The organism is Paraburkholderia sp. GAS206C (assembly GCF_050435645.1).
GTDB lineage: Bacteria > Pseudomonadota > Gammaproteobacteria > Burkholderiales > Burkholderiaceae > Paraburkholderia > Paraburkholderia phenazinium_B.
The window spans coordinates 20774-33748 of record NZ_JBNDKR010000009.1; the positions used below are offsets into that span (position 1 = coordinate 20774).

The window sequence follows — 12975 nt, forward strand, 5'->3', positions numbered from 1 at the left end:
GCGGATCTGGATTTACCCAGCCTTTGCCGCCTTTACTCCGGCCAATTCCTCAAGGGCATCACCCGTGATGCGCACGACGCGCCAATCCGGCAACACGGTCGCGCCCATCTTCTCGTAGAAACTGATGGCCGGCTGATTCCAGTCGAGCACCGTCCATTCGAACCGGCCGCATTGCCGTTCGACGGCCAATGCCGCCAGTTCGCGCAGCATCCGCGTGCCCAGCCCAGTGCCGCGCTGCGACGGCTGCACATACAGGTCTTCCAGGTAGAGTCCACGCCGGCCGAGGAAGGTCGAGAAATTATGGAAGAACAGCGCATATGCGACGATGCGGCCGTCTTCTTCCTGCGCGACCATGGCTTCGGCCGAGGGCCGCGCGCCGAACAGCGCGTCATGCACGCCTGCTTCGGTGGCGACGAACAGATGGGTGAGCTTCTCGAACTCAGCCAGTTCGAACATCAACGAAAAAATGGCGCTCACGTCGGCGCTCGTCGCGGCACGAATGGTGGCGGCCATTAAGCTTCCTCTTGAACGTCGCTCAACTGGATTTCGATGCCGCCAAACCGCGACGCGACCCAGTTATACGCATGACAGGCGATCCACAACAGCACGAAACCAAGAATCGCGTTCAGCAGCAGCGCGCTGAACACGGTGCTCAGCTCGACCGAACCGTAGCGGATAAACGCAACCAGTACCCCAAGCAGCACGATGGGCACACTGAAGGTCAGATACACCAGGATCAGCGCCTTGGCGGTCTGTCCCGGCGCGATGAACGAGATCTGTTTTCTCATGTAAGTCAAACCCGTTGGTCGTTGTGAGGGTAAGGGTTGAGGGTGAGCGGCAGCCGGGCGTGTCAGATCAGCCCGTCGAACAGCATGATATCGACGCTTTCGCCAGCCGTGATGTCAGAGCGTTCGTGCTCGAGCACGATAAAGCAATTGGCTTCGCTCATGGAACTAAGGACCCCCGAGCTTTGCGAGGGAGTCGGCGTGACCTGCCATTGGCCGCGCGCATCGCGTGTCGCTACGCCGCGCTGGAATTCGGTGCGGCCTGCACGCTTGCGGATGAGCTCGCGACTCGTGGCTTGCAGAAGCGCCGCCGGTTGTGGCGTGGCGCCGGACATGACCACCAATGCTTCGCGCACGATCTGATAGAACGTCACCATCACGGCGACCGGATTGCCCGGCAGGCCGAAGAATAACGCGGGCAGGCCGAGGCCGGGTCGTTCGCCTGACCAGACGCGGCCGAACGCGAGCGGGCGCCCTGGACGCATGGCGAGACTCCAGAACGCCACGTCCCCGAAGGTCTGCAATAACTGCTGGGTGAAGTCCGCCTCGCCGACGGAGACGCCACCCGAGGTCAGGACCACGTCGGCGCTGGCTGCGGCGCTGCGTAGCGCGGCCTCGAGCGCGGCGGGCTCATCCCGTACGACACCGAGGTCGAGGGGGTCGATGTTCATCCGCCGCAGCATGGCAAACAGCGTGTGACGATTGCTGTCGTAGACGCAGCCGGGATCGAGCGGCTCGCCGAGCGAACGCAGTTCGTCGCCGGTAGAAAAAAATGCGGCCCGCAGACGCCTGCGCACCGGCACTTCGGCGATACCAAGCGAAGCGATCAACCCGAGGTCCGACGCGCGCAAGATCCGGCCGGCTCGCAGCGCTACGCTGCCGCGCGGCAGGTCTTCGCCGGCGAGGCGCCGGTTGGCGCCACTGCGCACGGCGCTGGCGGCAAAGCGGATCGTCTCGCCGCTGCGTGTGACGAGTTCTTGCGGCACGACCGTATCGCAATCCGCCGGCATCGAGGCGCCCGTCATGACCCGCACGCACTCCGTTACCGCAACCGCGCCGCCAAATGGGTGGCCAGCCAGCGCCTTGCCGGCGAGCGTCAGTTCAACGCTGTTCGCCTCGCTGTTTGCCTGACCGGCGAGCACGGCGCTGCGGAAGGCGTAGCCGTCCATTGCCGAGTTGTCGTGCGCGGGTACGTCGCTGGGCGACACGATGTCTGCGGCCAGCACGCGGTCGAGCGCATCGTGCAGCGGCACGTGTTCGACTGCAGTGACGGGTGTGGCCCACTGCCGCACGATCGCCTGCGCGGCCGTGACCGGCAGCGCCTGAGGATCGTACTGCGCGACGCAGCTGGAAAATTCGTTAAGCGTGGTCATGAATGGAGAGGCGTCGCGGCCGGATGCGGTCGGCTGGATTGGGTGAGCGCCGTGCGTCCGGAGCAGAACATCGGCTGCAACCTCGTTGACGTCTGAACGACGTCTCAATGGCGTTCAAGGTCGGCCAGTTCTTGTAAAGAGTTGATATTGTAAAACGCGCGCTCATCCGGAAAGGCGACTTCCACCGTCTTGTGGCGCGCGTACCACGCGCGGACCTTACGTTCACCCGCTTGCAGAAAGGCGGAGAGGTCATCGGCCAGACTGGTGCGCAACAGCGCGAAGACAGGGTGAATCGAGGTCTCGCCGTGCGTGTCGACGGTGGTGACGGTGGCGATATCGGCTTGTTGTGCATCGAGGGCATCCGCGAGCCGCGCGGCGAGATCGGCCGGCAGTCCGGGTGAGTCGCATGGCGCGCTGACCACGAACGGGGTTCGAGCGGCGCGTAGGCCGGCTAGCAGACCCGCCAGCGGGCCGGGGAAGTCCGCTACGCTGTCTGCTACGACGCTCGCGCCAAATGGCGAGCCGAGCGCGGCATAGATCTCGGGATGACGATTGGCGCTGATGAGTAACGATCCGGTCTGCGGTGCGAGTCGCTTCATGACGTGCAAGGCGAGCGCTTCGCCGTGCAGCAGTTGCAACCCTTTGTCGACACCGCCCATACGCGTGCCGCGTCCGCCGGCGAGAACGAGGCCGGTGAGATTGGCTGGCAGGGGATTGAGTGCGGCAGGCAAGACGGCCTCAGCCGCCGATGTACGACATTTCGACGCGGCGCTCGTCTGGCGATTGCGATACCGCAGCGCTGCTGCCGCGCAGTTCGGAATAGCGATCGCCGCGGGCCTGCCAGATATGTGCGACCGCGGAGGCGATCTGTGCGTCGCTCGAGCCATTGCGCACCAGCGCACGCAGGTCGTGTCCCCCTGACGCAAACAGGCACAGGTACAGCTTGCCTTCCGTGGAGAGCCGGGCGCGTGTACAGGTGCCGCAGAACGCCCGGGTGACGCTCGAAATCACGCCGATCTCGCCGCTGCCGTCGGTGTAGCGCCAGCGCTGCGCAGTCTCGGCGGCGCTGTGCGCTTCGAGCGGCACCAGCGGGAAGTATTCGCCGATCCTTTCCACGACCTCGGCCGACGGCAGCACTTCAGCCATGTTCCAGCCGTTCGAGGTGCCCACGTCCATGTACTCGATAAAGCGCAGCACGCAGCCCGAGCCTTTGAAGTGGCGTGCCATCGGCACGATTTCGCCATCGTTGGTACCGCGCTTGACCACCATGTTGACCTTGACCGGCGCAAGGCCCACCGCCTGGGCGGTGGCGATGCCTTCCAGCACGTCGTCCACAGCGAAGTCCGCATCGTTCATGCGACGAAACAGCGTGTCGTCGAGCGCGTCCAGGCTGACCGTGACGCGCGTCAGTCCGGCGTCTTTCAGGCTGCGCGCCTTGCGGGCGAGCAGCGAACCGTTAGTGGTAAGCGTGAGATCGAGCGGCCGGCCTTCCGGCGTGGTGAGTTGCGCGAGCCGTTCGATCAGGTATTCCAGGTTTTTGCGCAGCAGCGGTTCACCGCCTGTCAAGCGGATCTTTTCTACGCCATGTGCGACGAAAAGCCGCGCCAGGCGCTCGATTTCCTCGAAGCTCAGCAGCGCGCTGTGCGGCAGGAAGGCGTAGTCCTTGTCGAACACCGCGCGCGGCATGCAGTAGACGCAGCGGAAGTTGCACCGATCCGTCACCGAGATGCGCAGATCCCGCAGCGGGCGCGACAAGGTATCGCGCAGCACGCCGCTAGGCGTCTGCACGGGACCGGTGATGACCGGGACCGCGCTGACGTCGGCAACAGGGATGATGCGTCGGGACATGGATCGCTTCAATTGGGGTGCAGACTTCCATTTTAGCGGAACGCCCGTCCACCCACATGGAACGAATACCCGCATTCAGGCAAACAAAAAGCCCGCCGGTGAGGGCGGGCTTTCTGGACAGCAGGGCGTTGACGGCGCCCGGTGTAACGGCTTACTGCGGGTGCTTCGCCGTTTCGACCTGCTGCATCGGCGCATTGTCGACCGGCGGCAGCGGCTTGCGCTCACGCGGCACGCGCGCTGGCTTCGCAACTTGCGCAGCGGCTTCCTGCGCGGCACGCAGCTTGGTGGCGTCGGTGTTGACCCACACGAGGCCGGCGCTTTCCAGCACCGGCTGCAGGGCTTCCGGCGACAGACCGTTGTTGCGCGGCACAACTGACGCTACAGCAGCGACCGGTGCCGGTTCGACAGCCTGCGCAGGCTCAACCGCGGGTTGCGGTGCTGCCGGTGCGGCTACTTCTTCGGCTGCGGCAGCTTGCGGCGCTGCTTCGACCACTGGCTGCTGTGCTTCCACCGGTGCAGCAACCACGACCGCCGGAGCGACCGAGGTTGCCGGCGTCGCTTCCACGACCGGAGCCTGAACGGCGGCCGGCTCGGCAGCGAACGTCTCTGCAGCAGCGGGCTCAACCGCTGCCGGTGCCTGTACTGGCGCTTCAACCGCCGGCGCTTCGTGAACCGGTGCCTGGAACACAGGCGCCGCAGGTGCTGCGCTCGTCGTTTCGACGGCAGCGCTTGCGGTTTCATGTGCGGCTTCGGTTGCGACCGGCGCAACAGGTGCCACGGGCGCGGCTGGTGCCGATACAACCGGCGCCGGTTCAGCGTGCGTGACTACCGGCGCTTCGGGCACGGCTGCTTCTGCGACCGGCACGAAAGCTTCGGTTTTGGCAGCCTGTTCGGCGGCCAGAACCGGCGTTTCGGTTGCGGCATGCAGCTCGGTGACGACCGCCGTTTCCGTTGCGACCGCAGCAACGACCACTTCGACCGGTGCGCTTGCCGGCGCTTCGTGACGGGGCTGCTGAGCCGGCGCCTCGACTGCTGCGCTAGCCGTTTCGCCTTCCGTTTCCGCACTTTCGACAGACTCGGCACCTTCGGCGTTGACGTTACCGTTCACGCCTTCTTCTTCACGCTCACGACGGCCGCCACGACGCCCGCGACGGCGGCGACGACGCTCTTCGCCTTCACGGGCCACGGCTTCCTGATCGACGGGAGCGCCGCCTTCAAGGTTGCCGGCCTGGTTTTGCGTCAGCAGATCGGTCTGGTTTTCGTCCTGGCTCAGCGCTTCGGCGCCTTCCGGTTGCTGCTTGCGACGCTCGCCGCGTTCCGGACGATCACCGCGATCGCGACGTTCGCCGCGTTCCTGGCGTTCGCCACGCTCGGCGCGCGGTGCGCTTTCCACGGTTTCGCCACGGTCCGCGCGCTCCTGACCGCGCTCGCCGCGGTTGTCACGCCCTTCGCGCTCACCACGCGGCTCGCGGCTTTCGCGCGGCTCACGGTTGCCACGCGGCTCCCGTGTTTCGCGGGGCTCGCGACCCTCACGCGGTTCGCGCGACTCGCGTGCTTCACGCGGCTCACGACCCTCGCGGGCTTCACGTCCTTCGCGACCTTCGCGACCTTCGCGACCTTCGCGTTCGTCACGACGCTGCGACGGCTGGCCTTGACGGCCGCCAACCGCAGCACCTTCGCCACGCGCCGCGCCATCACGGCCGCTCGCGCCGCCACGGCGATTATTGCGACGATCGCCGCCGCGCTCGCCCGTGCGCTCACCGCGCTCCGGACGATCGCCGCGTGCCGGACGCGCCGTCTGCTCGACGGGTGCCGGTGCGACCGGTGCGGGCGCCGCCGGCGCCGCGCCGAACAGCTTCTTCAGCCAGCCAATGAAACCGCCACCAGCCGGCGTCACTGCCACAGGGGCAGGCGTAGCGGCAGCAACCGGGCGAACCGGGGCGCTAGGCGCCGGCTTTTCAGGCGTGATGCCCTTGACCGCGGCTTCCTGCTTCGGCTTCACTTCCTCGGCACGCTTGCTGTAACCGGTTTCCGATTCCAGCTCGCGGGCCGCTTCTTCGGCCATCTTCCACGAAGCACGCGGTTCGTCGAGGCGTGCATCGTCGTGACGCAGGCGCTCGAGCTTGTAGTGCGGCGTGTCGAGGTGCTTGTTCGGGATCAGGACGACATTGACCTTGAAACGCGACTCGATCTTGTTGATTTCGGCGCGCTTCTCGTTCAACAGGAAGGCGGTCACTTCGACCGGCACCTGGCAGTGGATGGCCGCGGTGTTTTCCTTCATCGCTTCTTCCTGAATGATCCGCAGCACTTGCAGTGCGGACGATTCGGTATCGCGGATGTGGCCCGTGCCGTTACAGCGCGGGCAGGTCACGTGGCTGCCTTCCGAGAGGGCCGGACGCAGACGTTGACGCGACAGTTCCATCAGGCCGAAGCGCGAAATCTTGCCCATCTGGACACGTGCACGGTCGTGCTTGAGCGCGTCTTTCAGGCGTTGTTCGACTTCGCGTTGGCTCTTGGCCGACTCCATGTCGATGAAGTCGATCACGATCAGGCCGCCCAGGTCGCGCAGGCGCAACTGGCGGGCCACTTCGTCGGCGGCTTCGAGGTTGGTGCGTGCAGCCGTTTCCTCGATGTCGGCGCCCTTGGTGGCGCGCGCCGAGTTCACGTCGATGGCCACCAGCGCTTCGGTGTGGTCGATCACGATCGCACCGCCCGAAGGCAGCGGCACCGTGCGCGAATACGCCGTTTCGATCTGATGTTCGATCTGGAAACGCGAGAAAAGCGGCACGTCGTCGTGATACCGCTTCACCTTGCTGACATTATCCGGCATCACGATATCCATGAAGGCGCGGGCCTGGTCATGAATTTCGGTGGTGTCGATGAGGATTTCGCCGATATCCGGCTGGAAATAGTCGCGAATTGCGCGGATCACCAGGCTCGATTCGAGATAAATCAGCATCGGCTGACCGGTCGAACCGCTTTGCGACGCGGCTTCGATGGCGCGCCACAGTTGCATCAGATAGTTCAGGTCCCACTGCAGTTCTTCGGCGGAGCGGCCAATACCAGCCGTACGCGCGATGATGCTCATGCCTTCCGGCAGTTGCAGCTGCGCCATGGTTTCGCGCAGTTCCTGACGGTCGTCACCTTCGATCCGGCGCGACACGCCACCGCCGCGCGGATTGTTCGGCATCAGGACCAGATAACGGCCTGCCAGCGAAATAAAGGTGGTGAGAGCAGCGCCCTTGTTGCCGCGTTCTTCCTTTTCGACCTGGACGATCAGTTCCTGACCTTCCTTCAGGGCGTCCTGGATACGGGCGGAACGCATGTCGACGCCGTCGCGGAAATACTGGCGGGCGACTTCCTTGAACGGCAGAAAACCGTGACGGTCTTCGCCGTAGTTGACGAAACAGGCTTCGAGCGACGGCTCGATGCGAGTGATGATGCCCTTGTAAATATTGCCTTTGCGCTGTTCGCGACCGGCGGTTTCGATGTCGATATCGATGAGTTTTTGCCCATCGACGATGGCTACGCGCAGTTCTTCCTGCTGCGTTGCATTAAACAACATTCGTTTCATTGAACGACTCCAGAGCGGCTTAGCCTGCGCCCACGCCTCGCGTTTATTGGACGCAAAGGACGTTCGAGGCAGCGGCATGCCGCGCTTTATTGTGTTTTCACAAGCACGCTGGAGCGGGAAAAATGGCGGGGAGAATTGCCTGAGAGGGCCCGGTCCATACAGAAGGACGCGGTGCCGCAGGGCACATGCGAACACGGCTTCAAATAACGGCCTGACACGCCGCGGGTACTGCCGGCTGACCTATACACACCTTCGTCCACTCGCGCCGGTGCGCCAACTGGGCGCGTGACCGGAGGGTCGAAGGCTGCGGTCGAGCCGCAGCGGGAAGTTCGCGCAATAGGCGCGTCTTTTCTCGCCGGGGGTGTCTCGCCTCATTTTGACGTCGCCATGTCTTGTACTTTCTACAAGACGCCTTGGGCGCACGCCGTATTTTCGCAACCGGAAGCCTCGTCCTGCAGGGCGTCAAACCGCCGATACCCGAGGCTCGCAGTTAAATTCTTTTTTACCAAAATTCCGTTACCGCGGAGCCGACCGTGACCGAACGCGCCTGTGGGCGCCGTCCCTGCCGGGTGCTGACTCCGTGCGTACAACTTGTTGCATCTCGTTATGCGGGTGAGCAACCAGACCCGGGCGCAAGTAAAATGACTGTTTATCGCTTGCACCTGCGCAGACTGCCGGAATACCGGACAATGCGCCGGCCGCCGCAGACTGCTGGGCAAATTATATTCAGAATGAAAGAGTTAGGCAAAATATCCCAGAAATCGGTCGCAAGTGACCAGGTCTCGATGATCGAGATCGATGATGGCGCGGCCGGACAGCGCATCGACAACTTCCTGTTACGCGTCTGTAAAGGCGTGCCTAAAAGCCATATTTATCGCATCCTGCGTAGCGGGGAAGTGCGTGTAAATAAGGGCCGGGTCGATGCGCAGTACCGTCTCGAACACGGCGATCTGGTGCGCGTGCCGCCGATCCGCATCGCTCAAGGGACCGAAGCGAGCGCTCACAATCCGGTTCCGGTCGCCCATTTCGAAATTCTTTTTGAAGATGACCACATGCTGGTCATCGATAAACCGGCCGGCGTCGCCGTCCATGGTGGCAGCGGGGTGGCGTTCGGGGTAATCGAGCAGATGCGCGAGGCGCGTCCGCAGGCAAAATTCCTGGAACTGGTGCACCGGCTGGACCGCGAAACCTCCGGTGTCCTGATGCTGGCGAAGAAGCGCGCGGCACTTGTTAACCTGCACGAGCAGATTCGTGAGAACCGCATGGACAAGCGCTACTTTGCGTGCGTTCATGGCGAGTGGGCGAGCGACTGGGGCCGCCGCCGGGCGGTCAAGGAGCCGCTGCACAAGTATCTGACGGCGGATGGCGAACGCCGCGTGCGGGTCCAGGCGGACGGGCTGGCGTCGCACACGGTGTTCAATCTGGTGAATCGCTGGCCGGACTACGCGCTTCTCGAAGCGGAACTGAAGACGGGTCGCACGCATCAGATCCGGGTTCACCTCGCGCATCTGGAGTTGCCGATCGTCGGCGACGTCAAATATGGCGATTTCGCACTGAATAAAGAGCTGGCGCGCACCAATGCGCGTCCTGGACTGAAGCGGATGTTTCTGCACGCGTACCGGCTCAAGCTGGCACACCCGGCTACCGGCGACGTGCTGCAGTTCGAGGCGCCGCTACCGGCGGAATGCCGGCGTTTCATCGATCAGCTCAATGAAATCAATAACGGGGCAACCCCGGAGACGAATACGCATGGCTAGAGAGCAATTTGATCTGATCGTCTTCGATTGGGACGGCACCTTGATGGATTCGACCGTGCATATCACGCGCAGTATCCAGTCGGCGTGTCGCGATCTCGGCTTGCCGGTGCCGGCTGATGAGGCGGCGAGCTACGTGATTGGCCTCGGGCTGCGCGACGCGCTGCAGATCGCCGCGCCGACGCTCGACCCGTCCGAGTATCCGCGTCTGGCCGAGCGCTACCGTTTTCACTATCTGGTCAAAGATCAGACCACGGAGCTTTTTGCTGGAGTGCGCGAAATGCTGCAGGAGTTGCGCGATCAGGGTTATCTGCTTGGTGTCGCCACCGGCAAGAGCCGTGTGGGCCTGAACCGGGCGCTCGACCAGTCGCGCCTCACCAGCCTGTTCGACGGTACCCGCTGTGCCGACGAGACTTTCTCGAAGCCTCATCCGGCAATGCTGCATGAGCTGACCCGTGAACTGGGTCAGGATGTGGCACGCACGGTGATGGTCGGCGATACGACCCATGACCTGCAAATGGCGATCAACGCCGGCGTCGCAGGCATCGCCGTGACCTACGGCGCCCATCCGGAGGCCTCGCTCGCTGCGCTCGAGCCGAAGTTCGTGGCGTCGAGCGTCAGCGCGCTGTCCGGCTGGTTGCGCGAGAACGCATGAGCATGTCTGCCATCGAACCCGTGCGGATCTGCGCTTCCGACGAACTGGTCGAGGGTGGCACAGGGCTGCGCCGCCAGGCGAAATACGTCGACGGGGATGCGGTTGTTTTCTTTGTCCGCTATGGTGGCGAGGTTTTTGGTTATCTGAACCGCTGTGCGCATGTGCCGATGGAGCTCGACTGGGCTGAGGGTCAGTTCTTCGAATCATCGGGTTTATACTTGATGTGCGCCACGCACGGCGCAATTTACGCGCCGGATACAGGTAAGTGTGTCGGCGGTCCGTGCCGTGGCGGCAGGCTGCGTCCCGTTCAGGTAGACGAACGGGATACACCGGATGGCCGCGCGGTATTCTGGCTGCCGGACGACGACCTGCGTCCGGTCACCCCCTGACTCTTTGATCTGCGACGCATGGCCGACAATCTCACTCCCGATCCGAACCAACCGTCCTCAGCGGGCCGCAGGCCGACGCCAACTGATGAACCGGGCTGGGAGCGCGCCGCGCTCGAACGCATTGCGCTCGCTGCCATCAGCGAACAGCGCGCGGCGCGGCGCTGGAAGATCTTCTTTCGCTTCGTCTTCGTCATCCTGCTGCTGCTGGTGGTCTGGGGCGTGTTCGACTTTTCCGGCGAGAAGGTCGCCACCACCGGCCGCCACACCGCACTGGTCACGCTCGACGGGGAAATTGCCGCGGACACGAACGCGAACGCCGATGATGTCGACTCCGCATTGGAAAGCGCCTTCGACGACGCCGGCACGGCGGGCGTGATCCTGAGCTGCAACAGTCCGGGCGGCAGTCCGGTGCAGGCGGGTATCATCAATCGCGATATCCGTCGTCTGCGCGCCAAATATCCGTCCATCCCGCTGTATGTGGTGGTGGGCGACATGTGCGCCTCGGGCGGGTACTACGCGGCCGCAGCGGCAGACAAGATTTACGTGGATAAGGCGAGCATCGTCGGCTCGATCGGCGTGCTGATGGACGGCTTCGGATTTACCGGGCTGATGGACAAGCTCGGCGTCGAGCGGCGTCTGCACACCTCGGGCGAAAACAAGGGCTTCTTCGACCCGTTCTCTCCGGAGACGCCGAAGATGGACGCGCATGCCCAGGAAATGCTCGACCAGATCCACCAGCAGTTCATCGACGCGGTGCGCGAAGGCCGCGGCAAGCGGCTGCATGAGACGCCGGATATCTTCTCGGGTCTGTTCTGGACCGGTCAGCAGAGTGTTGATCTTGGTCTGGCGGATGGCTTTGGCGACTCTGATTACGTCGCGCGCGAGATTATCAAGGCGCCGGATATCGTCGATTACACCGTGAAGGAAAGCATCACTGATCGCGTGGCGCGCAAGTTCGGCGCGGCGGTTGGCAGCGCTGCGGTTCATGCGATGGTGCTGGGCGGGAAGATGAGCTTGCGGTAAATAGTGACGCAGGGAGTCGCTTACCGCGGGGACGGTCAGTCGGTCGGCGGCTGGTCAAGCGGAACTCGCCCAGTCAAGTAGCGGCCGCCGTTTCGGGCGGCCTTCGTCCTTGCAGGTCCGGCGGCCGGCCCCTCTTTCAGACGGCAAGAAGCAGGAAGATCGCCGGGCGCTTGTGCAGATCGAGCACCGGCGCCTTTTTCCAGTCCGACACGGTTCGACTCGCAATCGTCTCGGTCTCCAGCGTCAGATCCACTGCGACGCACACCAGCGTCGACGGCGCGCAGGTCGCCAGTAAAGTATCGAGCAGCGCCTTGTTGCGATAAGGCGTCTCGATAAAGATCTGCGTCTGCTTTCCCTTGCGCGACTGTTGTTCCAGATCGCGCAGCCGCTTGGCCCGTTCGGCTGCGTCCACCGGCAGGTAACCGTGAAAAGCGAAACTCTGGCCGTTCAGGCCGGAGGCCATCAACGCCAACAGAATCGAGCTCGGTCCCACGAACGGCACAACCTTGACGCCGCGCTCGTGCGCCCGCCGCACCAGCAGCGCACCCGGATCGGCGACCGCCGGACAACCGGCCTCCGAGACGAGGCCCGCATCCGTGCCTGCCAGGACCGGCGCCAGCAGTTTTTCGATCTCGCCCGCCGGGGTATTCACGTTCAACTCGCGAATCTCGATTTCCTGGATCGGCCGTTCGGTGCCGACTTTCTTCAGGAAGGCGCGCGTGGTTTTCGCGTTTTCGCCGATGTAATAGTGCAGAGCCGCGGCGCGCGCCCGCACTGGCGCGGGCAGCACGGCGTCGAGCGCGTCCGCGTCACCTTCGCCCAGGGTGTTCGGGATCAGATACAGTGTGCCGCTCATCGTGCCCCCAACAGTGGAAAACCGGCCGCCAGCAGCATTCGCGACAACGCGATCAGCGGCAGTCCGATCAGCGCGGTCGGATCGTCCGACTCGATCGCATCTAGCAGCGCAATGCCGAGCCCTTCGGATTTGGCACTTCCGGCGACATCGTAAGGCGTTTCGGCTCTCAAATAGGCTTCCAGTTCAGCGTCTGACAGATTCCGGAAGCGTACCGTCGTCACGACATCAAGCGTCTGGGCACTGCTGTCGCGACTGTCGAACAGGCACAGCGCGCTATGAAACAGCACTTCGCGGCCGCGCATGGCCTGCAGCTGGGCAAGCGCCTTGTCGTGCGAGCCCGGTTTGCCAATCTGCAGACCGTCGTAAGTGGCGACCTGATCTGAGCCGATCACGAGTGCGTGTTCACCGGCGGCCAGTTTGGCTGCGACCGCCCGTGCTTTATCCTCGGAGAGCCGCAGGGCGGTCGCTTCGGGCGTTTCTCCCGGGTGAGGCGTTTCGTCGACAGCGGGCACGACGACATCGAACGGCACGCGCAGGCGTTCCAGAAGCTCGCGGCGGTAGCGCGAACTCGACGCCAGAATCAGGCGCGGCGGGCGGGAAGAGATATCCGGCATGGTGAACCAAAGGCTAGGGAGAGCAGGCCGCACGGGCTTTCGCGCGTGTGGGCTTAAGTGTTTGACTCGAAAAGACAAAACGGATATGATTTTGGGCTTTTCAT

At 63.8% G+C, this 12975-nt stretch carries 12 protein-coding genes; 4 read left to right on the forward strand and 8 right to left on the reverse strand.

Annotation, left to right across the window (positions count from 1 at the left end; all coding sequences use genetic code 11):
- Window positions 1-12: 12 nt before the first annotated feature.
- From P3T20_RS24675 to P3T20_RS24700, 6 genes are all read right to left on the reverse strand, one after another.
- A complete protein-coding gene (locus P3T20_RS24675) occupies window positions 13-513 on the reverse strand; it encodes an N-acetyltransferase family protein (protein ID WP_429288151.1) in 501 nt (166 codons plus the stop codon).
- On the reverse strand, window positions 513-788 hold the full coding sequence (locus P3T20_RS24680) for a hypothetical protein (protein WP_074263824.1): 276 nt from the start codon (window positions 786-788) through the stop codon (window positions 513-515). Before P3T20_RS24680 ends, P3T20_RS24675 begins: the two co-directional genes overlap by 1 nt.
- Before the next feature lie 62 nt (window positions 789-850).
- Entirely contained in the window at window positions 851-2158 is a 1308-nt protein-coding gene (moeA, locus tag P3T20_RS24685) for a molybdopterin molybdotransferase MoeA (RefSeq protein WP_429288152.1), read from the reverse strand.
- Between the two features lie 104 nt (window positions 2159-2262).
- Complete coding sequence (gene mobA / locus P3T20_RS24690) at window positions 2263-2817, reverse strand: molybdenum cofactor guanylyltransferase MobA (RefSeq protein WP_429288318.1); 555 nt, start codon at window positions 2815-2817, stop codon at window positions 2263-2265.
- A gap of 79 nt (window positions 2818-2896) precedes the next feature.
- Window positions 2897-4006 carry a GTP 3',8-cyclase MoaA gene (gene moaA, locus P3T20_RS24695; protein WP_429288153.1) on the reverse strand — a complete coding sequence of 370 codons (1110 nt, stop codon included), beginning with the start codon at window positions 4004-4006 and terminating at the stop codon, window positions 2897-2899.
- A gap of 151 nt (window positions 4007-4157) precedes the next feature.
- On the reverse strand, window positions 4158-7580 hold the full coding sequence (locus P3T20_RS24700) for an Rne/Rng family ribonuclease (protein WP_429288154.1): 3423 nt from the start codon (window positions 7578-7580) through the stop codon (window positions 4158-4160).
- Window positions 7581-8311: 731 nt separating this feature from the next.
- On the opposite strand from P3T20_RS24700, the gene P3T20_RS24705 reads away from it, so the two are divergent.
- From P3T20_RS24705 to P3T20_RS24720, 4 genes are read left to right on the forward strand one after another with little or no spacing between them, the layout of a single operon-like run.
- On the forward strand, window positions 8312-9337 hold the full coding sequence (locus P3T20_RS24705) for an RluA family pseudouridine synthase (RefSeq protein ID WP_429288319.1): 1026 nt from the start codon (window positions 8312-8314) through the stop codon (window positions 9335-9337).
- Window positions 9330-9989 (forward strand): HAD-IIIA family hydrolase, encoded by a 660-nt coding sequence (locus P3T20_RS24710; protein ID WP_429288155.1) that lies wholly within the window; start codon window positions 9330-9332, stop codon window positions 9987-9989. Before P3T20_RS24705 ends, P3T20_RS24710 begins: the two co-directional genes overlap by 8 nt.
- Entirely contained in the window at window positions 9986-10378 is a 393-nt protein-coding gene (locus P3T20_RS24715; RefSeq protein WP_429288156.1) for a Rieske (2Fe-2S) protein, read from the forward strand. Before P3T20_RS24710 ends, P3T20_RS24715 begins: the two co-directional genes overlap by 4 nt.
- Window positions 10379-10396: 18 nt before the next feature.
- A complete protein-coding gene (locus P3T20_RS24720) occupies window positions 10397-11401 on the forward strand; it encodes a S49 family peptidase (RefSeq protein WP_074263831.1) in 1005 nt (334 codons plus the stop codon).
- Window positions 11402-11537: 136 nt separating this feature from the next.
- Here the strand turns inward: P3T20_RS24720 and P3T20_RS24725 are convergent, their stop codons facing one another.
- Together P3T20_RS24725 and P3T20_RS24730 are read right to left on the reverse strand one after the other, a co-directional pair.
- Window positions 11538-12257, reverse strand: a complete 720-nt coding sequence (locus tag P3T20_RS24725) for an SAM-dependent methyltransferase (RefSeq protein WP_429288157.1) — start codon at window positions 12255-12257, stop codon at window positions 11538-11540.
- Window positions 12254-12871, reverse strand: a complete 618-nt coding sequence (locus tag P3T20_RS24730; protein WP_429288158.1) for a Maf-like protein — start codon at window positions 12869-12871, stop codon at window positions 12254-12256. The genes P3T20_RS24725 and P3T20_RS24730 overlap by 4 nt, the downstream gene beginning before the upstream one ends.
- Between the last annotated feature and the right edge of the window lie 104 nt (window positions 12872-12975).

Excerpts from the sequence above, each read along its gene's own strand:
- P3T20_RS24675 (WP_429288151.1), bottom strand. The coding sequence starts at position 513 with ATGGCCGCCACCATTCGTGCCGCGACGAGCGCCGACGTGAGCGCCATT.
- P3T20_RS24680 (WP_074263824.1), bottom strand. The coding sequence starts at position 788 with ATGAGAAAACAGATCTCGTTCATCGCGCCGGGACAGACCGCCAAGGCG.
- moeA (WP_429288152.1), bottom strand. The coding sequence starts at position 2,158 with ATGACCACGCTTAACGAATTTTCCAGCTGCGTCGCGCAGTACGATCCT.
- mobA (WP_429288318.1), bottom strand. The coding sequence starts at position 2,817 with ATGGGCGGTGTCGACAAAGGGTTGCAACTGCTGCACGGCGAAGCGCTC.
- moaA (WP_429288153.1), bottom strand. The coding sequence starts at position 4,006 with ATGTCCCGACGCATCATCCCTGTTGCCGACGTCAGCGCGGTCCCGGTC.
- P3T20_RS24700 (WP_429288154.1), bottom strand. The coding sequence starts at position 7,580 with ATGAAACGAATGTTGTTTAATGCAACGCAGCAGGAAGAACTGCGCGTA.
- P3T20_RS24705 (WP_429288319.1), top strand. The coding sequence starts at position 8,312 with ATGAAAGAGTTAGGCAAAATATCCCAGAAATCGGTCGCAAGTGACCAG.
- P3T20_RS24710 (WP_429288155.1), top strand. The coding sequence starts at position 9,330 with ATGGCTAGAGAGCAATTTGATCTGATCGTCTTCGATTGGGACGGCACC.
- P3T20_RS24715 (WP_429288156.1), top strand. The coding sequence starts at position 9,986 with ATGAGCATGTCTGCCATCGAACCCGTGCGGATCTGCGCTTCCGACGAA.
- P3T20_RS24720 (WP_074263831.1), top strand. The coding sequence starts at position 10,397 with ATGGCCGACAATCTCACTCCCGATCCGAACCAACCGTCCTCAGCGGGC.
- P3T20_RS24725 (WP_429288157.1), bottom strand. The coding sequence starts at position 12,257 with ATGAGCGGCACACTGTATCTGATCCCGAACACCCTGGGCGAAGGTGAC.
- P3T20_RS24730 (WP_429288158.1), bottom strand. The coding sequence starts at position 12,871 with ATGCCGGATATCTCTTCCCGCCCGCCGCGCCTGATTCTGGCGTCGAGT.